The following is a 20,865-nucleotide window of genomic DNA, read 5'->3' on the forward strand; positions in this document are numbered from 1 at the left end:
AGAGGGAAAGCAATTTCAGGAAAAGACAGGTGGCCCCCTTGGCGGCGACGGTGGGTGATCTGCGGTATACGACGAGAAAACTTCCACCGTCGGACAGGGCAGATCAGGCGCGCAGGGCCGCCGGAGCTGAACGAATAGATCGTCGCGAAACGCCGCCAGAGCCAGTGTTGCAAGGGGTGCGCAGAGACCCGGCGCAATATTGTAGGTGCCTTCATCGGAAGGATCGGCGGCGCCGTTCTCATCCAGTCGAATGACCTTCAGACCGCTGCCCGTACATATGACGATCCGGTCGCCGAATATGCCGGTCTCAAGTTGATGCGGCTGCTGAGCGACGAGGACACCGGACAGACCGGGCAGGAGAATTGAAACGGCGGCCAGCAGGATGATCAGACGGGCGGCGAGAGCGGGCCCGCCGGATTTCCGGAAAACCGTCGATCTTCGCTGCTGCGCCTGTTGCCGAGCTACCACCCGAAATCCCCTTTTCTCCGGTCAGTATCGGCACAGGGCTCGCCATGTCAAAGCAGGCGCCGCTTCCACATATGCGGCGCGGTGACGCATTGAGGCCGCGTCAGAGCATCGGCATGGATACAAGCAAGATCGCTGTACCATGCGTCAGCACCGCCGCCCAGATGCCGTAGCGCATGCGGACAAAACCACAGGCGATGCCCTCCACCACCGTGAAAGCGAGGATCGGCCAACCTGCATCGGTGACCGTGATCGCCAGATATGAGTGACAGGCGGCGAAAATGAGACCGCTCAGCAAAGCGGCGCGAACCGGCGTTACGTATGATTCGAGGCGGCCTTGCAGATAGCCGCGGAAGAGGACTTCCTCCAGCAGATTGCCGCCATAAACGAGGATGACGAGGCCGAGGATGAAGCCGGGCGGAAAATCCGGCAGCAGGGGCGAGAAGCCCGACAGCGAGATGGCGCCGAGACCGATGACGAGACCGGTACCGAGGCCGACGGCGGCGCCTTCGACGAGCGAGCCCTTTCGCCAGACGAGCAGCGGATGCATGTCGCGTTCGACAGCGACGATGCAGACAACGCCGAGGACCGAGCCTATGCCGAGCGTGGCGAGCAATGCCGGGCTGTTGAAGAATGAAATCCGGAGGTCGTCGAAACTCCACAGGCCGACGGGCGTCATCGCGTCTCGGACCAGAATGAAGATCGCGATATAGAGCGCAATGCGGATTCCGATGGCGGCGCGCGGCAGGAGCACCAGACAGAGCACGAAGGCGATGAGGCCCGGTGCCATGCGTAGGTTGTAGGTCCAGAGAATATCCATTCCTTCGAGCATGACTACCTTCCTCACGGATTCGGTGGCATTGACAGGCGAAAAGACCCACCGCCAAGATGACGAGAAGAATAGAAAAAGAACGCGGGTCGCCCTACTCGCGTTTAGCGGAGAAAGAACGTGGCGGCAGCTCCAGCGAAAAAACGCGTCAGAAAGCCCCTTCAACGCCGCTCCGAAGCGACCGTCGACACCATACTCGAAGCGGCAGCTCAGATTTTCCGGACGTATGGAGCGAAGGGCGCGACGACCAACCGGATCGCGGAGCGCGCGGGCGTCTCCATCGGTTCGATCTATCAATATTTTCCGAACAAGGAAGCGCTGCTCGTCGCGCTGATGGAGCGACATATCGGGAGTTCCATCGAACTGCTTGGCGCGGTGCTGCAGGCGAGCGAAGGTGCGGCGCCGAAAGAGCGCGTACGCGCCGCCGTCACTTGCGTGCTCGACATTCATATGGAAGATCCGGATCTCCACCGGGTGATCTTCGAGGAAGCACCGCGCCCGCCACATGTGAACCGGAAGCTCGAGGAAGGCGAAGTGCTGATGCGCACGGCGCTGGAGGAGCTACTCGAGGGCTTCCCGCGTGAGACCTGTATGGACCCGAAGCGCAGCGCCTATATGGCGCTGACGCTTGTCGAGAGCATGGTGCATCGCTACGTCGCGGCACGCAATCGGCCGATGGAGCCTCAAGCCTTCGCCGATCACCTGACGGAACTCGCGATGTGCGAGATGGCGCTCAGCTCACCGCCTTCAGCAGGTTCCGCGCGATGATGACCTGTTGCACCTGGCTGGTGCCTTCGTAGATGCGGAAGATGCGGACGTCGCGATAGAAACGCTCGATGCCGTAGTCGGCGACATAGCCGGCGCCGCCATGCACCTGCACCGCGCGGTCGGCGATGCGGCCGACAGCTTCGGAGCAGAAGAGCTTGCAGCAGGAGCTTTCGGTCGCGACATCCTCGCCGGCATCGCGGCGGCGGGCGGCGTCGATGACCATGCAGCGGCCGGCATAGGCTTCCATCTTCGAATCCGCCAACATCGCCTGCACAAGCTGCAGATTGCCGATCGGGGCGCCGAACTGCTTGCGTTCGGCGGCATATTTTACCGAATCCTCGACCAGCCGGTCGGCGACGCCGATGCAGACGGCCGAGATGTGCAGGCGTCCGCGCTCCAGCACCTGCATGGCGGTGACGAAGCCCTTGCCCTCCTCCTCGCCCAGCAGACAATCGGCCGGGATGCGCGCATCTTCGAAGACGACATCACAGATATGCGCGCCCTGCTGGCCCATCTTCTTTTCGGGCTTGCCGACATGGATGCCCGGAATGTCGCGCGGCACGACGAAGGCCGAGACGCCCTTCGCGCCCGGCATCTTCGGGTCGGTGCGCGCCATCAGGGTGAAGGCATGGGCCTTGTTGGCATTGGTGATGTAGCGCTTGGTACCGTTGACGATGTAGTGATCGCCGTCGCGGATCGCGGTCGCCCTCAGCGAGGCGGCATCGGAGCCCGCTTCCGGCTCCGTCAACGCAAAGCTGACGATGACCTCGCCGCTGGCGATCTTCGGCAGCCAGTATTCCTTCTGGTCCTGGCGGCCATGCATGACGATGCCCTGGCTGCCGATGCCGACATTGGTGCCGATGACCGAACGGAAGGCCGGCGAGGTGCGGCCGAGCTCGAACATCAGCAGGCACTCTTCCTCCATGGTGAGGCCGAGGCCGCCATATTCGACCGGCACCGAAATACCGAAGAGGCCGAGATCGCGCATTTCCTGCACGATCTCCTCCGGCACATGGTCGGTTTCCGATACCTTGTCCTCGATCGGACGCAGGCGCTCGTCGACAAAGCGGCGGACGGAGGAAATGAGCTGTTCGCGTGTTTCGGCGTCGAGGGCCATGGGATTCCCGCTGGTCAGTGAAAGGCTGCGGGAATTTAGGCCATTCGAGGCGGTGCGGTCAAAACCTGCGGTTGTTCAGGCTCCGGCAACGGGACGCGCGACCGACGCGCCGAGGATACGGTCCGTACGTTCGCCGTCGATGGAGAGCGGCATATAGACACCTTCGAAAGTCACCGCGCCCCGGCCCATATATTCCAAACTGCCCGCAGCGGCGTAAGGCCGACCGGCTTCGGCCACGAATTTGTAGAAGTCATGGAGGATCGAACCGAAGCCTTGCTTGTGTTCATCGACATCAAGCACACGGCGACCGCGGAAATTGGCGCCATGAGCGGCGACAATATCTTCGCCCAGCAGCCGATAGGTCAGATCGAAAGGATCCCAGTTGACCTGCAGCATCAGCAGATTTGGCATGAAGCGGGCAAATTTTATCGGGTCCATTTCATCAGGCCGCGGCATGGCGCGCGTGCCCCGTACGCTCTTCCAGTATTCGAGCATGTGAATGCAGAGCGGCTCTTTCATATCTTTCAGGCGGCGAAACGCCACCGTCTCCGCACCAGACAAATCGATGACACTCGGGTGATCGCTCATTAATTGTGCCATTTCGCCCGCGCTCTGCCTGCATGCCGCTTCCGCAGCGCCCGTGACCAGAATGCCTGCAAGCTACTAATGGAACATGAATGCCCATTCGGACGTTGTGGAAAAGATGCGTTTTTGCGATACACCGCCTTCCTGCTAGAAACACGCATCCGAAATTCACAGCATATGGTTTCATCCATGAATATCGAGGCAAGCAGCCGGCTGTCCGGTTATGAGACATGGGAAGGTCATGACCCGTTCGAGGACCATGCAGGACCATTTTACTTCCGACAGCACGAGGACGGGCGCATCACCAGCGCCTTCGAGGCCAAGCCGCATCACTGTAATGGCGGCGGTTTTCTGCATGGCGGGCTATTACTGACTTTTGCCGATTTCTCGCTCTTCGCCATTGGCCGTTCGGTCCTTCAGGGACCCTCGGTCACGCTTTCGCTCAATGGCGAATTCACGGCAGCGGCTGGCGCCGGCGAATTCGTCGAGGCGCGCGGCGATATCGTGCGCAATACGGGGAGCATGGTTTTTCTGCGCGGGCAGGTTTTCACCGGTCACGGCGCCGAGGAGCGAATTCTTCTGAATTTTTCTGGCATCGTAAAGCGCGTGAAGAAACGGCCACTCTCGAACTGATGTGAAGTCAGGACACGCTCGACGAAAAGCGCGGCAGCGTGGTCACAGTTCGTTGGTTCACGCTCTTTGCATTTTGATAGTAGACGGTCGCGGCAAGAATCCGGTCAACCCGTTCTCCGTCTTGCGACAAGGGCAGGTATATTGCCTCGTAATTGTTGTAACTCTTGTCGACTAGGTCCTGCGTTCCACCGGCTCCGACAGGCCTGCGCACCGACACCATCCACTTGTAAAATTCGTGCAAGAGCGTGCCGAGCCCCGGCAATTCCCGATCGAGCGAAAGTAGTGACCGGCCTTTCGGATTGAAGCCGAAGTTGGAAATCACCTCTTCGCCGACAAGCCGGAATGACAGGTCGAAGGGTTCATGGTCGACCTGGATCATGAAGATCTTAGATGCGTGGCGCGCGAAGTCACCGAGATTCATGTCCGTCGGTGCCGGCATCAGCCGATCGCCTTTCTTTGCCGTCCAGTAGTCCAACATAAACTTCGTCATCGGATCATCAAGCGCGGACAGCCGTATGAACCGCGTCGTCGTTGCGCGGGCGGCTTCGATCATTTCCTCCACGGTTGACATGAATGCGATTCCCTTCCACGGGTCGGCTTCGCGCTCAATTCCGTCCTCTTGCATGATGCGGCCCCGGCATTAACGCTGCTTTAACAAGAGGTGTTCACCAGGCAGCCGCGAATCAGCCGGTTTCCGTTTGGCAAGCGGGCGCGCCCTGTTACAAACTCGGGGACTAAAGCCGTATTCCCGATCGAATCCGCAGCGCAAGGATAATTCTCCCATGGTCACGTTGAGCGTTCTCGACCAATCGCCGATCCGCCAAGGGGGCACGGCGGCCGAGGCCATCGCCAACACGATCGACCTTGCACGCCACGTCGAACGGTTTGGCTACAGCCGCTACTGGCTGGCGGAACACCACAACACCTCGTCCTTCGCGGGCTCGGCGCCTGAGGTGCTGATCGGCGCGGTTGCGAGCGCGACATCGCACATCCGCGTCGGCTCGGGCGGCGTGATGCTGCCGCATTACAGTCCGCTCAAGGTGGCTGAATGTTTTCGAGTGCTTGAGACACTCTATCCGGACCGCATCGATCTTGGTCTCGGCCGCGCGCCGGGTGGGGACATGCGCACGGCGCGTGCGCTGCAACCGGGCCCGCAAGCCTATGATGTCGGTGTTTTCCCACAGCAAGTCGAACTGCTGACGCAGTTTCTGGAGGATTCGCAGGGCCTCGCCGGCGAAATGGGCGGATTCCCGGCCGACCATCCTTACACCGGCCTCCACGCCACACCTCGCGGACCGGGGATGCCCGACCTCTGGATGCTGGGCTCGGGCGGCGACGGCGCGGTTATCGCGGCGCAATTCGGCATGGCCTACTGCTTTGCCCATTTCATCAATCAGGACGCGGGCACTCAACCGCTGGCGCTCTACCGAAGCAACTTTCGCGCCTCACGGCATCTGGCAAGTCCGCGCGGTGCGCTCGCCGTTTCAGTGACGGTGGCGGAAACGGAGGAAGAGGCCAGGCGGATTTGCGCCTCACGCAATCTCTGGGTGATGCAACTTCTGCAGAACCGCGCCGGACCCTTCCCGTCCATCGAAGAGGCGCTCGCCTATCCCTATACCGACCAGGACCGAACCATGCTGCGCGCCATCGAGCAGCGCGGCATCACCGGCGCGCCGGAACAAGTTCGCGCGCGACTGCTTGCGATGGGGGAGGCTTATGGTGTCGACGACTTCGTCATCCTGACGATTACCTATGACCAGAAGGACCGGGTCCGTTCCTACGAACTTCTTGCGGAGATTATGCGGACGGAATGACGGCGAGACATGCAGGTCTCTTTTCGTTTCCTATGCGACAAGCCGTTCAACCCGGCTGCTCGGCAGCCAGCTGCACACCAGCCGAATTTCGCAAGACAACGCAAGCCACGAGGTCGCCGGAAACATTGACCGTCGTTCGCGACATATCGAGCAGCCGGTCGACCCCGAGCACAATTACCATGCCCTCGAGCGGAATGCCGTAGGTGGCGGCGACGCTCATCAGGATCGCAATACTGACGCCAGGCGTTCCGGGCGCACCGATCGATGCCGCCACCAGAGTTGCCACAAGCAGGATCGTCTGCGACATGCCGAGATCGATACCTGCCATTTGCGCCAAAAACAGAATCGCGACGCTCTGGTAGAGTGCTGTACCGGCCATGTTCATCGTCGCGCCGAGCGGAATGACGAGGTTTCTTACCGGTGCCGGGACGCCCAAACGCTGTGCCGTTGCCATGCTCATGGGCATGATCGCCGAGGAACTCGACGTCGAGAAAGCCAGAAGCAGGGTCCCGCCGGAGATTCTGAGAAAGTGAACCGGCGAAATTCGTCCGGCGACCGCGACGATGAGGAGATAGAGGAACATCAACACGGCAAGCCCAAGCAGGACGGTGCCCACATAGGCTGACAGACCGACAAGCGTCTCCAGACCGATGCGCATGACGAGTTGTGCCATCAGTCCAAAGACGGCGAAAGGCGCGAGGAACATCGCCCACTTGACGATCGTCATCGACACGGAGAGAAGCGCATCAAGAAGTTGCAGAAACGGTTCGACTTTTGACCGCTCTACCTGAGACGCGGCCAGACCGAGCAGTAGGGCAAGAACCACAACAGCCAGCATGTCGCCCTGCGCGATCGACGCCGTCGGGTTGACCGGCAAAAGACTGGCAATGATGTCCGGGCCTTTCATGCCGGAAAATGCATTGGCGACCGCCTCCTTCGCATCATCAGCGCCTCCACCGTCGGCCACCTCGTTGCCGCCCGAATGCGCGCCATCCATCCCGGCGGCTGCCGTCGATGCGATTTGCGCGCCCGGCTTCAGCCAGTTTGCGAGCACGACGCCGGTTGTAGCCGCCGCCACAGTGGTCAGGATGACGAAAATCGCGAAGCGCAAACCGATGGCCTTGAGATCGGCGCCAGAGCGCGCGCCTGTCAGGCCACCGACGATCGAAGCAAAAATCAGGGGGACAAGAACCATCGCGATCAAGCCAAGGAATATCTGGGCCGGCAAGGCAAGCCATCTGCCGAGATTCTCCGCGACGGACGGGGTCAGCAAACCCACATCGGGACTCAGCACGACGCCAACGCCAAGCCCGGCCAGCATGCCCGCCACGACCTGCGCCCAGAGGCGGCTCTTGACCCAGGCTCGCAGACGGAGCCGTTGCCGTTGAACGCGAATCGTTTGTGCGGGATCCGGCGTACCGGCAATGTCCGTCATTATGTCCGCGCTCTCTCGTTGATTATTCAAATACCGATGCAACGCCATACGGGATCGGCTGGCCGATATCCCGGCGCTGGCCTAGCATAGGCACTCTCAGTTTTTGAACAAAAAAAATGACGCGGGAAAGGCACCACTGACATGAGCGCAGACGAGGAACCAGTATCGCCATTGCCCAATCTCGAAGATATCATCGAACTCATCACGGATTCCGCTTCCCAATACCTGATTACCTGGCCGGTATTCGTGCAGCTTGCCGCGCTTCTCGTCCTCCTTGTTGTCGGCATGATGTCACGGCGCCACTTTGCTCCCTATGTCGAGAGATTGACAACGCGTGAACCGTCAGGCTCGGTCTTGTCTGCGCCACTGGCGCGCTTGCATCTCGTCATTCCAGCACTGGCTGCCGCCATCGTCGTCTGGCTGGCCTATGGCCTTGTTCAGTCGCTCGGCCTGCGGGGTGACATTTTCCAAGTCGTCGCCACACTGCTGACCGCGTGGGTCATCATACGTCTGGCGACAAGCCTCATCCGCCAGCCCGGATGGGCATCGCTTGTCGCGACGGTTGTCTGGGGCATTGCCGCGCTCGCTCTGCTCGGCCTGCTGGGTCCGTTCTATGTCCTTCTGGATTCGGTGGCATTCAGTGCCGGCGAATTCCGGATTTCGTTGCTTGGTATCGTCAACAGCATCATTGTTTTTGGTCTATTCATTCTAGCCGCCAACTTTCTGATCCGCCTTGCCGAAGATCGCATGGCGCGGCTCGAGGGCGTATCGGCGGCAGCACGGGTCCTTATCGTCAAAATACTGCGCATTGCACTAGTCATCGCGGCGACCATCGTCGCGCTGACGTCCCTCGGGGTCGACCTCACCGCCATCGCGATATTCTCCGGTGCGGTGGGCGTCGGCGTCGGCTTCGGGTTGCAGAAAGTCGTATCCAACCTGCTGAGCGGCATTCTGCTGCTGCTCGACCGCTCGCTCAAGCCGGGCGATGTGATCGAGGTGGGCGACGCCTATGGCTGGATTGAGAACATGGGTGCGCGCTACATCACTGTCGCTACGCGCGACGGCAAGGAATACCTGATACCCAATGAGGACATCATCACTCAGCAGGTTATCAACTGGTCGTACAGCAATCGCGCCATCCGGATCAGGATCGGCGTCGGAATTTCCTACCGGTCGGATGTGCGCAAGGCGATGGACCTGATGGCCGAGGCCGCCACCGCTCAACCCCGCGTGCTGAGCGACGAGGCGCACAAGCCGCAGGTGCGCCTCATCAAGTTCGGCGATTCTTCGGTCGACCTCGAGCTGCGCATCTGGGTCCTGGATCCTGAAAAGGGCATGATGAACGTCACGAGCGACATTCGCCTCGCCATATGGGACGCGTTTCATGCCAATGGCGTCGAATTCCCGTTTCCTCAGCGCGATCTGCATATTTCATCGGCCAAAGGTCTGGAGGACCTGGCGCAACGGCTGGAAAAAGCCGGGGACGCCGGCGGCCCCGACCCGACCGACTCGGGGCGTTCGAGAAACTGACCGTCTTGACACCGCGGCAGGCGGGGTGAACGCTCGCCACCGGCTCCCGGCGCTCTATCTGCCTTTGGAGAATACTCCGAGCGGTATGGAAGGAGATGCATCATGGCCAATGTTCTGATTTCGCTTCGCAAACGTCTCGCCGCCGCGCCACTTCTGTCTTTCGTGAAGCGGGTTCTCCCGGCCATATCCGAAACGGAACAGGCGGCGCTCGATGCCGGGACGGTCTGGTGGGACGCCGCACTTTTCTCCGGCAATCCCGACTGGCGGACAATCCTCGACACGCCGCCCACGGCGCTCAGCGACGAAGAGCAACGATTTCTCGACGACACGACCGACGAGCTCTGCGCGATGCTCGACGACTGGCGTATCTCGAGCGAATTCGAGCTGCCGGAAGACGCCTTCGACTTCATGAAGGCCAATGGCTTTTTCGGGATGATCATACCAAAAGAGTATGGCGGTCTCGGATTTTCGGCGGCGGCGCAATCGGCCATCGTCACCAAATTGTCGACGCGCAGCATCACAGCCGCCGTTACCGTGATGGTGCCCAATTCGCTCGGGCCCGGCGAGCTGCTGCTGATGTATGGAACGGATTCCCAGAAGAAACGCTATCTGGAGCCGCTGGCGCGTGGCGAGGAGATACCCTGCTTTGCGCTCACCAGTCCGGTGGCCGGATCGGATGCCGCCTCCATGGAAGACGAAGGTGTCGTCTGCCGCCGCGAGGTCGATGGCGAGCAAGTGCTCGGCATAAGTCTGACTTTTTCGAAGCGCTACATCACGCTCGCGCCCGTCGCGACCATGATGGGGCTCGCCTTCAAGCTGCGCGACCCGGACGGGCTGCTCGGCGGCGTGGAAGATCGCGGCATTACGGTTGCACTCATTCCCACCAAGACCAAGGGGGTGACAATCGGGCGGCGTCACCTGCCGAGCATGCTCGCTTTCGCGAACGGCCCGATCGAGGGCAAGGATGTTTTTGTCCCGCTGGACGCCGTGATCGGCGGGCGGGAACGTGTCGGCGACGGTTGGCGCATGCTGATGGGCGCACTAGCGGCGGGACGCGGGATATCGCTGCCCGCCCTTTCAACCGGCGGGGCGCAGTTCGCGGCGCATACGACAGGCGCCTATGCGCGCATCCGCGAGCAGTTCGGCCTTCCTGTCGGCAAGTTCGAGGGCGTGCAGGAAGCGCTGGCGCGGATCGCGCGGATCGCCTACGAACTCGAAGCGGCGCGGCGGCTGACCTGCCAGGCGATCGACGCTGGCGAGAAGCCGGCGGTGATCTCGGCGATCATGAAATATCATGCGACGGAGCGTATGCGCGACGCCGTCAACGACGCGATGGATGTTCACGGCGGGAAGGGCATTTGCGACGGGCCGAAGAATTATCTCGGATCGGCGTATCGCGCCATCCCCATCGGCATCACCGTCGAGGGCGCCAATATCCTGACGCGCAGCCTGATCGTGTTCGGACAAGGTGCAATCCGCTGTCATCCCTATCTGCTGGCCGAGATGGAAGCCGCGCAGGACGAGGATAAGGCGCGGGGCCTTGCGGCTTTCGATGAAGCGATATTCGGACATATCGGTCATGTGTTCGCGACATTCGGCAGGGCGATTCTACGGGCGCTGACAGCCGGCGGGTCGGCTACTGTGCCGGATGCCGGGCCGCTGAGCGCGGATGTGAAGCGTCTGTCGCGCTATGCGGCGGCGCTCGCGCTGGTGAGCGAGGTCACGCTCATATCGCTCGGCGGCGCACTGAAGCGCATGGAAAGCCTTTCCGCGCGGCTCGGCGATGTGCTGAGCGAACTCTATATTTCGTCAGCTGTTGTGGCGCGCTTCGAGTATGACGGGCGCCAGGCGGCCGATCTGCCGCTCGCGCGCCTGTCGCTGGAAAGCTCGTTTCATCGTATCGAACAAAGTCTCGACGGCTTTCTGGCAAACTTCCCGAACCGGTTTCTGGCAGCCTTTATGCGGGCGACGGTCTTTCCCTATGGCATGCGGCAGCGACCGGCACCGGATGCGCTTGCCCGCGAATGTGCCGAATTGTTGCTGGCGCCGTCGGCAACACGCGACCGCTTGACCCGCGGCGTCTACGAACCGCGCGGTGACGACGAGGTTGCGCTGCTGACCCAGGCCTTCGGCCGGGTTCACGAAACGGCTGAGACCCGAGCGCGGCAACGCAAGGGGGAGACCCTGACCGAGACGGAAACTCGGGCGCTGGCCGAAGCCGACCGGCTGGTGCGGATCGTCATCGGCGTCGACGATTTCGACCCGGACGAACTGGCAATCGCAGTGGGAGCGACGCAATTCAACGCGACGCCGCAGCGCAGGGTCGTGTAGGATTCGCGGGACGTTTTTCTCCAGGCATTTTCAGCGGATGTCCCGACCATGACTCAAGATCAGGCCGTCATTCTTGCCATTCTGGCGGGCACCGTGGCGATGTTTGTGTGGGGCCGCTGGCGCCATGACATGGTTGCTCTTGCATCGCTGCTCGCCTGTGTGCTGACTGGACTCGTGCCCAGCGTGAGTGCTTTTGCAGGATTTGGGCACCCTGCCGTGATCACGGTGGCCTGTGTCCTGATTCTCAGCAGCGGATTGCAGCAGTCGGGAGCAGTCGATGTCCTGACCCGGATCGCCCTGCCACAATCGGCAGGTGCGCTGACGACGATCGCGGCGTTGACCGGCCTCGCCGCCGTGCTCTCGGCCTTCATGAACAATGTCGGCGCATTGGCATTATTGATGCCGGTCGCGGTTCAGGTTGCTGCAAAACAGAATCTGCCGCCTGGCAAGGTGTTGATGCCGCTCGCCTTCGGTTCGATCCTCGGCGGCATGACCACACTGATCGGCACACCGCCCAATCTGATCGTGTCGGGATTTCGCAATCAGACAGACGCAGGCAGCTTCGCCATGTTCGACTTCGCTCCTGTCGGGCTGGCCGTTGCCGCGGTCGGCGTGATCTTTGTGGTGATTTTCAGCCGCTGGCTCGTTCCGGTGCGCGAGCGCGCCGGCACGGAAGGCTTCGAGACCGGCGCCTACCTGACCGAAGCGCGCGTCACCGAGAAAAGCAAGGCCAAGGGCATGACCTTGCGCGAGATCGACAAGGTGCTGGAAGAAGCCGACGCCCAGGTGATTGGCCTGGTACGCGATGAGGTGCGCATTCCGGCGCCAAGTCCCTTTCGTGAGATAGTACGCGGCGACATTCTGGTTATCGAAGCGGAACCTGAAGGGCTCGTTTCCGCGTTATCCGCACTCGGCCTCAAGCTGGAAGAGGATGTTCGCAACACCGGCAAGGAAGAGGCCGAAGAAGGTGATGAGGTCGGCGACGACACCGAGAGCAAGGATGTCGGAAATGATCCTGCGGACGACGAGGACCCCAAGGACAAGCGCCGCAAGGCGATTCAGTCCGACGACGTCATCCTGATGGAACTGGCGGTTCTGCCCGATTCCGCCTTTGTCGGCCGCTCGGCCACCGACGTCCGCCTGCGTACACGCTACGACATCAACCTTCTCGCTGTTTCACGGCAGGGCCAACGTTCGATGGCAAGGCTGCGCACCATGACCATCCAGCCCGGTGACGTTCTTCTGATGCAGGGCCGGCCGGAGACGCTGAACGAATTCGCCTCACAGTTCGGCTGTGTGCCGCTGGCGGAACGCGCGTTGCGTATTCCCGAACCCCGCCAGGCCCTGACCGCGAGCGGCATCATGGCGGCCGCTGTCGGCGGTGCCGCTTTCGGGCTCGTTCCTGCCGCTGTGTCCTTTGCCGGCGGCGTCCTGGCATCGATGGTGTTTCGTGTGATCTCACCACGCACGATCTACAATGCCGTCGACTGGCCCGTGATCGTTCTGCTCGGCGCCCTTATCCCGGTCGCAGGCGCTATGGCTACAACCGGGGCCGCCGACCTCATCGCACGCGTCATGCTGGAGACCCTGGCACAAGGCCATGCCGTCATTGCGCTGACCCTGATTCTCGTCGTCACCATGACATTGTCCGATTTCATGAACAATGCGGCGACGGCCGCCGTGATGTGTCCTGTTGCGATCGGCACCGCCGACCAGCTCGGCGCCAGCGCCGACCCCTTCCTGATGGCTGTCGCCGTCGGCGCCTCCTGCGCCTTCCTGACGCCCATCGGCCACCAGAACAACACCTTGATCCTCGGTCCCGGTGGCTTCGGATTTGGGGACTATTGGCGCCTTGGCTTGCCGCTGGAACTGATCGTCATCGCCGTCGGCGTGCCGATGCTGCTGCTGGTCTGGCCGCTCTGACGTCTCAGACCTTCAGCCGATAGCCTGTTTTGAAGATGTAGATCAGCGCCGCGATGCAGAGGATCAGAAATCCAAAGGTCATGCCAAGGCTGATCCCGAGACCGACATCGCCGCTGCCGTAGAACGCCCAGCGGAAACCGCTGATCAGGTAGACCACCGGATTGAAGAGCGTCACCGTCTGCCAGAAGGGTGGCAGCATCGTGATTGAATAAAAACTGCCGCCGAGAAAGGTCAGCGGCAGGACGATCAGCATGGGCACGAGTTGCAGCCGCTCGAAGCTGTCGGCCCAGACGCCGAGGATGAAGCCAAACAGGCTGAATGTAAGCGCGGTGAGGATGAGGAAGGACAGCATCCAGAATGGATGTGCGATCTCGTAATCGACAAATGCGCGCGCCGTGATCAGGATGATGACCCCGAGGATGATCGATTTCGACGCGGCGGCGCCGACATAACCGAGGACAATTTCGAGACCGGAGATCGGCGCTGAAAGCACCTCGTAGATGGTGCCCGAATATTTCGGCATGTAGATGCCGAACGAGGCATTGGAGATGCTTTCGGTCAGCATCGTCAGCATCAACAAACCGGGGATGATGAAGGCGCCGTAGGGAATGCCGTCGATCTCGGTGATGCGCGAGCCGATGGCGGCCCCGAAGACGACGAAATAGAGGGATGTCGAGACAACCGGCGAGACGATGCTTTGCAGCAGCGTGCGGAAGGTGCGCGACATTTCGAAGATATAGATCGCACGAACGGCATAAAAGTTCATGGCTGCGCCCTCACGAGACTGACGAAGATGTCCTCCAGCGAGCTCTGGCTCGTCTGCAAATCCCGGAAGTCAACGCCGAGATCGCCGAGGCGCTTCAGCAGCGCCGGGATGCCGGTGTCCTCGCTCTGCGCGTCGAAGGTGTAGACCAGCGCACGGCCGTCCTCCGCCAGATCAAGACGGTAGCCGTTGAGCCCTTCCGGCACGCGCTCGATCGCCGTCTGCAAGTGCAGGGTCAACTGCTTCTTGCCGAGCTTCGCCATCAGCGCGTTCTTTTCCTCTACCAGAACGATTTCGCCCTTGCTGATGACGCCGATGCGGTCGGCCATCTCTTCGGCTTCCTCGATGTAATGTGTCGTCAGGATGATCGTGGCACCGTTTTCGCGCAGGCGGCGGACCATTTCCCACATATCGCGTCTGAGCTCGACGTCGACGCCAGCGGTCGGCTCGTCGAGGAAGAGAATTTCCGGTTCGTGGCTCAGCGCCTTGGCGATCATCACGCGACGCTTCATACCGCCCGAAAGCGTCATGATGCGGTCGTCCTTCTTGCTCCACAACGACAGATCGCGCAGCAGCTTTTCGATGTATGCGGGGTTTGGCGGTTTACCAAAAAGCCCGCGGCTGAACGTCACCGTCGCAAGCACGCTTTCGAAGCCGTCGGTCGTAAGTTCTTGCGGCACAAGGCCGATCAGCGAGCGCGCGGCGCGGAAATCGCTGACGATGTCGTGACCGCCCGCGAGCACTCGTCCGCCGCCCGGATTGACGATCCCGCAAACAATGCTGATCAGCGTCGTCTTGCCGGCGCCGTTCGGGCCCAGCAGCGCGAAAATTTCGCCCTTGCGGATTTCCAGATCGACGTTCTTCAACGCCTGAAAGCCGCCGGCATAGGTTTTAGAAAGATTGGCGATGGAGATGATGGGCTGCATGGGGGCGCCGGTTCCGACTCACAAGACCGATTTCCGATGGGTCCAGAAAGATGGGCCCTCCGGATTCGATTTTCAACGAAGGTTTTCGCAGACGTTGTTGTGCGTGAAAGCCCTCACGCCGCATAGGCTTGTTTCAGCACTTCGATGTCGAACTTCTTCATCTGCATGAAGGCCTTGACGACGCGCTGCGACTTGGCGATGTCGGCGTCGAGCAGCATTTCGGGCAGAACGGCCGGCACCACCTGCCAGGACAGGCCGAATTTGTCCTTCAGCCAGCCGCAGACGCTCTCCTCGCCGCCTTCGGAGAGCTTCGACCAGAAATAGTCAATCTCGTCCTGCGTGTCGCAGTGGATCTGGAACGAGATCGCCTCGTCGAACTTGAAGACCGGACCGCCATTGATAGCGATGAATTTCCGGCCGGCAATCTCGAAATCGATCGACATGACGGAGCCGGCTTTGCGGCCGTGGATATCATGTCCTTCCTCGCCATAGCGCGTGATGTTGCCGATTTTCGCATCCTCAAAGACCGACACATAGAAGTTCGCAGCCTCTTCGGCCTCGGAATCATACCAAAGGCAGGAGGTGATCTCTCGGGCGGGCAGCTTCATCAAACTCTCCTTCGATACGCATGGACAAAGCGCAAGCGCGGGCGGCTATTCCGCCGCGCAGCAGGACCCGACGTTGCTGACATTTTCATATTCGTCGTGAAGCTTGACCCAGCTCATGATGCCGTTCTCGTTGCGGCCCTTCGGCACCATGTCGAGATAGTTGAAGGCGCCGACGATGGTTTCGGAGCCCCGCGCGTAGGTCGAGTACGTGTGGAAGACGTCGCCGGCGCCGCTGCGCGCGAAGACGCTCATGCCGTGCAGGTCCTCAAGCGCAAAGGGTGACGTACCATAGTTGTAACCGGCATTGCCGCTCGCCACCTGTTCCGGCGTGAAGGAGACGCCGAAGTCGTAGTTGAACGAGGTGCCGTGCGAGGAGACCCAATCGAAGCGCCAGCCCATGCGCTGCTTCGCCGCTTCGATCTCGGGCAGTGTGGCGCGGGAAATCGCGACGAATGAAAGATCGGCCTGCTCGAAATGCTGGCGCGCCGCATCGACGTGATCAGCGCCGAGCGCGCATCCCGGACAGATGTGATCGGAGCCCGGCGTCAGCATGAAATGCTGAACGACGAGCTGACTGCGCGGACCGAAGAGATCGATCAACCGGCGCTTGCCGGCCGGCGTCTCGAAGACATAGTCCTTTTCGACTTTCACCCAAGGCAGATCGCGGCGCAGTGCGGCCACGCGGTCACGCGCACGCGTCAGCGCTTTTTCCTCGGTAAGCAGCGCCTTGCGGGCCACCGTCCACTCGTCGCGTGAAACAATCTTGTGCGGTTCCATCTTCGTCCTCCTGCCAGTTTCAACGTCAGAGATCGACGATCGGTTTGAAACCGCCATACATCATGCGCGTGTGATCAAACGGCATCGGATGGGGCATCTTCGCCAACCGTGGATCGGCCATCACTTTCGCGTTGACCTTGTCGCGATGGGTGCGCGATTTGTAGGAGATCCACGAGAAGACGACGGTCTCCCCCTTCTTCACCTTGATGCCCTTGGGGAAAGTCAACACACCCTTGATGTCGAGGTCCTCGCCGACACATTCCTTGTATTCGAGCGCGCCATATTCCATCCATATCTTGCCGGCCTTGCGCGCGACGCGCCTGTAGGCCGCGATATTCTTCTTCGGTACGGCGAGAACAAATCCGTCCACATACATCGGGAATCTCCTTCGTCGGGATGACAATGCGGCGACCGGCCAACGCTTCAGCCGAAGAACGCCTCCAGCTTGTTGAGGGAGCCTGTCCAACCATGCTCGTGGCCGGCACGCGACGCCTCGTCGAACAATTGCTCGTGATAGAGCGTCAGGATCGTTTCATCGCCATCGGCCTTCAGCGTCACCGTGACCTGCGACTCGCGTTCCGGTGTCGTGATCCAGGCCCAGCTGAAGACGAGCTTCTCGTTCGGCACCACCTCGCGATAGACGCCGCTCACCTCGTGTCGGTCGCCGGTGTTCTCGATCATCACGGCACGGAAGCGGCCGCCGACGCGTGGATCGCACTCGGCTTCCTTCATGACCACGTTCTCCGGGCCGAACCATTGCATCATTTGCGCGGCGTCCGTCCAGGCGGCGTAGACGCGGGAAGGTGTCGCCCGGAGCCGCTTTTTGAGGGTGAGGCTCGGCCGCGCCGCGGGAGCGGAATGATCTTGGACGTTGGCGTTGGCGGACATTCGTCTTCCTCCAGAAATGCGGCGAGCCTGTCGAGCGCGCCGGACCAGAAGCGCTGATAGCGGATCAACCACTGCATCGCCTCCTCCATGGGCGCGGCGTTGAGTTCGCAGGTTACCGTGCGCCCTGTTTTGGTTTTCTCGATCAAACCGGCATCGGACAGCACGTCGAGATGCTTCATCACCGCCGGCAGCGACATCTTGAACGGTCTTGCGAGTTCGCTCACCGACAAGGCGTCCTCGCCTTCAAGCCGCGCCAGCAACGCGCGTCGCGTGGGGTCGGCAAGCGCCGCGAAAGTCCGGTCGAGAAGGGCTTCTTGATACTTAACCATATGGTAAAGTATCGGAGCGCGACACCGGTTTGTCAAGCGCCCCATTGCGCAGACTGCAAAAAAGGAAACAGGGAACGTTTCCGTCCCCTGCCCTTCGTCGTTCAAACGATTTGCGGCGCGATCAGCTCGCCAGTTTCAAAGGCTGCTCCGGCGCGGGATTCGTGAACTCCATGGCGCTGTCTTCAATGCTGCCGAATTTCAGCGACACGATGTCGAGTGCGTAGTTCTGATAGAGCTTCCACGGCGCCTTGGTGCCCTGTTTCGGAAATTCATTGATCGAACGCTGCACATAACCCGATGTGAAATCGAGCCACGGTTCTTCCTCGAGCGCCGGATCGGCGACACGTGGCGTCGCCTGCCGCAACCCGGTCTTTTTCATATGATTGAGCAGGCGGCAGAGATAGGCCGAGGTCAGGTCGGCTTTCAGGGTCCACGAGGCGTTGGTGTAACCGAAGGCGGAAGCGAGGTTCGGCACGTCGCTGTACATCATGCCCTTGTAGGCAAAGGTCTTCGACATATCCATTTTTTTGCCGTCGACCGTCACTTCGAGGCCGCTCAGAAGCTGCAGCTTCAGGCCGGTAGCCGTGACGATGACATCGGCTTCGAGTTCCTTACCCGATTTCAGCTTGATGCCGGTTTCGGTGAAGCTGTCGATATGGTCGGTGACGACCGATGCGTCGCCCTTCTTGATCGCCTCGAACAAGTCGCCATTCGGTACCAGGCACAGGCGCTGGTCCCATGGGTTGTATTTCGGCGTGAAATGCGTGTCGATGTCGTAATCTGGGCCGAGTTGCTCGCGCACGCCCTTCAGGATGAACTCCTTGGCGCGCTCCGGCTTCTTGCGGCACATGTTGAAGAAATACATGCCGAGCAACACGTTCTTCCAGCGGGTGATGCCGTAGGCGGTCATCGCCGGAAGGCGGCGGCGCAGCCAGTTGGCAATGCGGTCTTCCTCGGGCCGCGACACGACATAGGTCGGCGAACGCTGCAGCATCGTCACATGGGCGGCTTTTTTCGCCATCTCGGGAACCAGCGTCACGGCGGTGGCGCCGCTGCCGATAACGACGACGCGCTTGCCGCTGTAATCGAGTTTCTCCGGCCAGAACTGGGGGTGGACGACGTCACCCTTGAAGCGGTCGGCGCCGGCAAATTCGGGCGTGTAGCCCTCGGCATAGTTGTAGTAACCGCTGCACATGAAGAGGAAATTGCAGCTGTACTGCAGCAGCTCCTTTTCCGGTCCGCGCTCCACTTCGACCGTCCATGTTGCGGTGTCGGTCGACCAGGCAGCGCGCTTCACCTGATGGTGGTAGCGGATGTGCCGGTCAATGCCGTGATCGCGGGCGGTCTGTTCCAGGTAGTTGAGGATCGAGGGGCCGTCGGCGATGGCCTTGGCCTCTTTCCAGGGGCGGAAGGAATAGCCGAGCGTGTACATATCGCTGTCGGAACGGATGCCGGGATAGCGGAAAAGGTCCCATGTCCCGCCGAGGCGCTCACGGCCCTCGAGAATGGCGTAGCTCCGGTTCGGGCTATAGGTCTGCAGGTGATAGCCCGCACCGATGCCCGAAATGCCCGCACCGACGACCAGCACGTCGAAATGTTCCATGGTCATGTAGCCGCTTCCTCGTATTTTTTCTCTTGCTGACAATTTATCAGTCTTCTGGATCGCAATCCAGCGGGCATTTCCAGCCAGGTGGCCCTGCGTCAGTCGGCCGGTTGGGGCCGGGCTGCCCGCCGGCGGGCCAGACGCCGCTCCAGCCCCGCCCGCAAGCGCCGCTGGCGCTCATGGGTGATCGGGTAGCGCAGAATTATAGCGATCGAAATCAGCCAGAGGATAAGTGGCACCAGGCAGTACATCGCCAGCAGCGCGAACAGCGCCTCGGACGAATTGTCTTTGCTCTGGGCGTTGAACCCGGCCCAAGCGAGGAGCGGCAGCGCGAGGCCGACGCCCATCGCCTCGAAGGTCTTGCGGACCATACCGAGGAAGGCGAACAGGAAGGCCGCCCGGGGCTCGCCGCTCTTGATTGTGTCGAGATCGACGACGTCGGCCATGATGGACGGGCCGAGAATGGGCGCGGCGCCCAGCGCCAGGCCCTGCACCACATTGATCGCCAGCAGGCACCAGAAGACGGCTTCGGGCGCGACCGGCTTGACCAGATAGATGACGGCCGGCACCAGCGTGAAGGCGAACATCGAGGCAAGACCCGCGATTGCAATGGCGGTGTGCTTGCCGACGCGGCCGCCCATCCAGACCCAGAAAGGCGAACCGACAACGCCGGCCAGAAAAAGCACGAAAATCAGAATGGTACCGGCGGCGCCGATCCCGGCCACATGATCGAAGAAAAAGATGACAACGCCGATATTGATGGAACCGGCAAGCGCACCGAATATCGAGCTGAAGAGCACGATGCGGAAAGGCCCGTTCTTCATTGCGACGCGAAGCCCGCGCCGGAACGGAATGGTGTCGGTCACCGGCACCTTGGGCTCCGGCACCGAGGTGAACATGACGAGCGCGCAAAGCGGCAGCAGTCCGGCGGTGAGCCAACCCAGAACACCGACGGCGCTGCGGCTTGCGGCGCCGCTTTCGGTATCGCTCGCCTCGCCACTCATATAGGCGCCGACAATGGGTGCCGTGATGGCGATGAGGAGGCCGATCAGCAGGAATATCTCGCGGCTGCCGGTGATGCGATTGCGTTCCTGGTAGTCGCCGGAAAGCTCCGCTCCCCAGGCGCCGTAGGGAATGGTGATCAGCGTGTAGCCGAAATAGATGGCCGCTATCCAGATCAGCAAATAGAGGTTGGTCACCTCGCCTTGCGGCACGAAAAGCATCAGCGCCGAAACGACCATCAGCGGCACACCCGCCGCGACCCACGGCCGGCGGCGGCCCCAGCGTGTATGCGTATGGTCCGACAGGCGGCCGATCAGCGGATCGGTGATGACGTCGGTGATCCGCGCCAACATCAGGATGAAGCCGACTGCCGCAAGATCAAGCCCGAGCGTGCTCGAATAGAAGGGCGGGATATAGACGGCGACCGGCAGGCCGATAACCGCAAGCGGCATCACCAATTGCCCATAGGCGACGAGCTGCCAGCGCGTCAGCTTCGGTACCGTTTCGTCGTCTTTCGGACCCATGCACCCCTCGCCAGG

The 20,865-nt window shown here is 61.2% G+C and carries 21 protein-coding genes; 6 read left to right on the forward strand and 15 right to left on the reverse strand.

Annotated features, from left to right (window positions below; all coding sequences use genetic code 11):
• Positions 1–15 precede the first annotated feature (15 nt).
• Together Q7V31_RS05525 and Q7V31_RS05530 are read right to left on the reverse strand one after the other, a co-directional pair.
• The gene (locus Q7V31_RS05525) at positions 16–468 is read right to left on the reverse strand and encodes a hypothetical protein (RefSeq protein ID WP_304732914.1); all 453 of its coding nucleotides are present in this window, start codon (positions 466–468) and stop codon (positions 16–18) included.
• A 100-nt stretch (positions 469–568) separates the two neighbouring features.
• A complete protein-coding gene (locus Q7V31_RS05530; RefSeq protein WP_304732915.1) occupies positions 569–1,297 on the reverse strand; it encodes a CPBP family intramembrane glutamic endopeptidase in 729 nt (242 codons plus the stop codon).
• 117 nt (positions 1,298–1,414) lie between these two features.
• On the opposite strand from Q7V31_RS05530, the gene Q7V31_RS05535 reads away from it, so the two are divergent.
• Positions 1,415–2,062 (forward strand): TetR/AcrR family transcriptional regulator, encoded by a 648-nt coding sequence (locus Q7V31_RS05535; RefSeq protein ID WP_304732917.1) that lies wholly within the window; start codon positions 1,415–1,417, stop codon positions 2,060–2,062.
• On the opposite strand, the gene Q7V31_RS05540 is transcribed toward Q7V31_RS05535, so the two are convergent.
• On the reverse strand, positions 2,028–3,179 hold the full coding sequence (locus Q7V31_RS05540; protein ID WP_304732919.1) for an acyl-CoA dehydrogenase family protein: 1,152 nt from the start codon (positions 3,177–3,179) through the stop codon (positions 2,028–2,030). The genes Q7V31_RS05535 and Q7V31_RS05540 overlap by 35 nt on opposite strands.
• Before the next feature lie 75 nt (positions 3,180–3,254).
• Complete coding sequence (locus tag Q7V31_RS05545) at positions 3,255–3,767, reverse strand: PAS domain-containing protein (RefSeq protein ID WP_304732921.1); 513 nt, start codon at positions 3,765–3,767, stop codon at positions 3,255–3,257.
• 78 nt (positions 3,768–3,845) lie between these two features.
• Here Q7V31_RS05545 and Q7V31_RS05550 point away from each other — a divergent pair, with 78 nt between their 5' ends.
• Positions 3,846–4,397, forward strand: coding sequence for a PaaI family thioesterase (locus Q7V31_RS05550; RefSeq protein ID WP_304732923.1), 552 nt, complete (start codon positions 3,846–3,848; stop codon positions 4,395–4,397).
• 7 nt (positions 4,398–4,404) lie between these two features.
• Here Q7V31_RS05550 and Q7V31_RS05555 read toward each other — a convergent pair whose 3' ends face one another.
• Entirely contained in the window at positions 4,405–5,022 is a 618-nt protein-coding gene (locus Q7V31_RS05555; RefSeq protein ID WP_304732925.1) for a PAS domain-containing protein, read from the reverse strand.
• Positions 5,023–5,179: 157 nt separating this feature from the next.
• On the opposite strand from Q7V31_RS05555, the gene Q7V31_RS05560 reads away from it, so the two are divergent.
• The gene (locus Q7V31_RS05560; protein WP_304732928.1) at positions 5,180–6,211 is read left to right on the forward strand and encodes an LLM class flavin-dependent oxidoreductase; all 1,032 of its coding nucleotides are present in this window, start codon (positions 5,180–5,182) and stop codon (positions 6,209–6,211) included.
• Positions 6,212–6,257: 46 nt separating this feature from the next.
• Here Q7V31_RS05560 and Q7V31_RS05565 read toward each other — a convergent pair whose 3' ends face one another.
• Positions 6,258–7,646, reverse strand: coding sequence for a dicarboxylate/amino acid:cation symporter (locus tag Q7V31_RS05565; RefSeq protein ID WP_304732930.1), 1,389 nt, complete (start codon positions 7,644–7,646; stop codon positions 6,258–6,260).
• A gap of 141 nt (positions 7,647–7,787) precedes the next feature.
• Between Q7V31_RS05565 and Q7V31_RS05570 the strand changes: the two genes are divergently transcribed.
• The 3 genes from Q7V31_RS05570 (at position 7,788) to Q7V31_RS05580 (ending at position 13,430) form a co-directional block, all read left to right on the forward strand.
• On the forward strand, positions 7,788–9,176 hold the full coding sequence (locus Q7V31_RS05570; RefSeq protein ID WP_304732931.1) for a mechanosensitive ion channel family protein: 1,389 nt from the start codon (positions 7,788–7,790) through the stop codon (positions 9,174–9,176).
• A 102-nt stretch (positions 9,177–9,278) separates the two neighbouring features.
• On the forward strand, positions 9,279–11,507 hold the full coding sequence (locus Q7V31_RS05575) for an acyl-CoA dehydrogenase (protein ID WP_304732933.1): 2,229 nt from the start codon (positions 9,279–9,281) through the stop codon (positions 11,505–11,507).
• 48 nt (positions 11,508–11,555) lie between these two features.
• Complete coding sequence (locus tag Q7V31_RS05580; RefSeq protein WP_304732935.1) at positions 11,556–13,430, forward strand: SLC13 family permease; 1,875 nt, start codon at positions 11,556–11,558, stop codon at positions 13,428–13,430.
• Positions 13,431–13,434: 4 nt separating this feature from the next.
• Here Q7V31_RS05580 and Q7V31_RS05585 read toward each other — a convergent pair whose 3' ends face one another.
• From Q7V31_RS05585 to Q7V31_RS05625, 9 genes are all read right to left on the reverse strand, one after another.
• Positions 13,435–14,196 carry an ABC transporter permease gene (locus Q7V31_RS05585; protein ID WP_304732936.1) on the reverse strand — a complete coding sequence of 254 codons (762 nt, stop codon included), beginning with the start codon at positions 14,194–14,196 and terminating at the stop codon, positions 13,435–13,437.
• Positions 14,193–15,119, reverse strand: coding sequence for an ABC transporter ATP-binding protein (locus Q7V31_RS05590; RefSeq protein ID WP_304732939.1), 927 nt, complete (start codon positions 15,117–15,119; stop codon positions 14,193–14,195). The genes Q7V31_RS05585 and Q7V31_RS05590 overlap by 4 nt, the downstream gene beginning before the upstream one ends.
• A gap of 113 nt (positions 15,120–15,232) precedes the next feature.
• On the reverse strand, positions 15,233–15,727 hold the full coding sequence (locus Q7V31_RS05595) for a VOC family protein (RefSeq protein ID WP_304732941.1): 495 nt from the start codon (positions 15,725–15,727) through the stop codon (positions 15,233–15,235).
• Between the two features lie 45 nt (positions 15,728–15,772).
• Positions 15,773–16,504, reverse strand: coding sequence for a thioredoxin family protein (locus Q7V31_RS05600; RefSeq protein WP_304732942.1), 732 nt, complete (start codon positions 16,502–16,504; stop codon positions 15,773–15,775).
• Positions 16,505–16,529: 25 nt separating this feature from the next.
• Positions 16,530–16,880: a DUF1428 domain-containing protein gene (locus tag Q7V31_RS05605; protein WP_304732944.1), complete on the reverse strand. Its 351-nt coding sequence runs from the start codon at positions 16,878–16,880 to the stop codon at positions 16,530–16,532.
• Between the two features lie 47 nt (positions 16,881–16,927).
• Positions 16,928–17,269, reverse strand: a complete 342-nt coding sequence (locus Q7V31_RS05610) for an SRPBCC domain-containing protein (protein ID WP_370690630.1) — start codon at positions 17,267–17,269, stop codon at positions 16,928–16,930.
• Positions 17,266–17,721: a helix-turn-helix transcriptional regulator gene (locus Q7V31_RS05615; RefSeq protein ID WP_305325832.1), complete on the reverse strand. Its 456-nt coding sequence runs from the start codon at positions 17,719–17,721 to the stop codon at positions 17,266–17,268. The genes Q7V31_RS05610 and Q7V31_RS05615 overlap by 4 nt, the downstream gene beginning before the upstream one ends.
• 121 nt (positions 17,722–17,842) lie before the next feature.
• On the reverse strand, positions 17,843–19,330 hold the full coding sequence (locus tag Q7V31_RS05620; RefSeq protein WP_304732947.1) for an NAD(P)/FAD-dependent oxidoreductase: 1,488 nt from the start codon (positions 19,328–19,330) through the stop codon (positions 17,843–17,845).
• Between the two features lie 92 nt (positions 19,331–19,422).
• A complete protein-coding gene (locus Q7V31_RS05625; RefSeq protein WP_304732949.1) occupies positions 19,423–20,850 on the reverse strand; it encodes an MFS transporter in 1,428 nt (475 codons plus the stop codon).
• Positions 20,851–20,865 lie beyond the last annotated feature (15 nt).

This window comes from Parvibaculum sp., assembly GCF_030651915.1.
Lineage (GTDB): Bacteria > Pseudomonadota > Alphaproteobacteria > Parvibaculales > Parvibaculaceae > Parvibaculum.

Coding starts and splice junctions, on each gene's coding strand:
- Q7V31_RS05530 (WP_304732915.1), bottom strand. CDS start 1,297: ATGCTCGAAGGAATGGATATTCTCTGGACCTACAACCTACGCATGGCA.
- Q7V31_RS05540 (WP_304732919.1), bottom strand. CDS start 3,179: ATGGCCCTCGACGCCGAAACACGCGAACAGCTCATTTCCTCCGTCCGC.
- Q7V31_RS05545 (WP_304732921.1), bottom strand. CDS start 3,767: ATGAGCGATCACCCGAGTGTCATCGATTTGTCTGGTGCGGAGACGGTG.
- Q7V31_RS05550 (WP_304732923.1), top strand. CDS start 3,846: ATGGAACATGAATGCCCATTCGGACGTTGTGGAAAAGATGCGTTTTTG.
- Q7V31_RS05555 (WP_304732925.1), bottom strand. CDS start 5,022: ATGCAAGAGGACGGAATTGAGCGCGAAGCCGACCCGTGGAAGGGAATC.
- Q7V31_RS05560 (WP_304732928.1), top strand. CDS start 5,180: ATGGTCACGTTGAGCGTTCTCGACCAATCGCCGATCCGCCAAGGGGGC.
- Q7V31_RS05565 (WP_304732930.1), bottom strand. CDS start 7,646: ATGACGGACATTGCCGGTACGCCGGATCCCGCACAAACGATTCGCGTT.
- Q7V31_RS05570 (WP_304732931.1), top strand. CDS start 7,788: ATGAGCGCAGACGAGGAACCAGTATCGCCATTGCCCAATCTCGAAGAT.
- Q7V31_RS05575 (WP_304732933.1), top strand. CDS start 9,279: ATGGCCAATGTTCTGATTTCGCTTCGCAAACGTCTCGCCGCCGCGCCA.
- Q7V31_RS05580 (WP_304732935.1), top strand. CDS start 11,556: ATGACTCAAGATCAGGCCGTCATTCTTGCCATTCTGGCGGGCACCGTG.
- Q7V31_RS05585 (WP_304732936.1), bottom strand. CDS start 14,196: ATGAACTTTTATGCCGTTCGTGCGATCTATATCTTCGAAATGTCGCGC.
- Q7V31_RS05590 (WP_304732939.1), bottom strand. CDS start 15,119: ATGCAGCCCATCATCTCCATCGCCAATCTTTCTAAAACCTATGCCGGC.
- Q7V31_RS05595 (WP_304732941.1), bottom strand. CDS start 15,727: ATGAAGCTGCCCGCCCGAGAGATCACCTCCTGCCTTTGGTATGATTCC.
- Q7V31_RS05600 (WP_304732942.1), bottom strand. CDS start 16,504: ATGGAACCGCACAAGATTGTTTCACGCGACGAGTGGACGGTGGCCCGC.
- Q7V31_RS05605 (WP_304732944.1), bottom strand. CDS start 16,880: ATGTATGTGGACGGATTTGTTCTCGCCGTACCGAAGAAGAATATCGCG.
- Q7V31_RS05610 (WP_370690630.1), bottom strand. CDS start 17,269: ATGATGCAATGGTTCGGCCCGGAGAACGTGGTCATGAAGGAAGCCGAG.
- Q7V31_RS05615 (WP_305325832.1), bottom strand. CDS start 17,721: ATGGTTAAGTATCAAGAAGCCCTTCTCGACCGGACTTTCGCGGCGCTT.
- Q7V31_RS05620 (WP_304732947.1), bottom strand. CDS start 19,330: ATGACCATGGAACATTTCGACGTGCTGGTCGTCGGTGCGGGCATTTCG.
- Q7V31_RS05625 (WP_304732949.1), bottom strand. CDS start 20,850: ATGGGTCCGAAAGACGACGAAACGGTACCGAAGCTGACGCGCTGGCAG.